We start from the raw sequence: 252 nt of genomic DNA, 5'->3' as shown, positions 1-252 counted from the left end.
GCGCCGATGGTAGTGTGGGGTTTCCCCATGTGAGAGTAGGACATCGCCAGGCTTTAAATATCGTTACCTGTGTATACATGTAACAACATCTACAGTGTACTAATCTGTTGATGACAATTTGTTGGAGGGATGGCTGAGTGGTCGAAAGCACCGGTCTTGAAAACCGGCAACCGTTAATAGCGGTTCTAGGGTTCAAATCCCTATCCCTCCACCACCATTGAAAAGCCCGCTGAGAAATCAGCGGGCTTTTTT

1 tRNA gene is annotated in these 252 nt (G+C 47.6%); it reads left to right on the top strand.

What is annotated here, in order from left to right:
- Positions 1 to 123: 123 nt before the first annotated feature.
- Positions 124 to 214 (top strand) — tRNA-Ser (locus tag AB4180_RS22755).
- Positions 215 to 252 lie beyond the last annotated feature (38 nt).

The sequence above is a fragment of the Vibrio sp. 10N.286.49.C3 genome, assembly GCF_041469545.1.
Lineage (GTDB): Bacteria > Pseudomonadota > Gammaproteobacteria > Enterobacterales > Vibrionaceae > Vibrio > Vibrio tasmaniensis_A.
The sequence above is the reverse complement of the archived record's forward strand: the minus strand, read 5'-3'. Positions and strand labels throughout refer to the sequence as shown.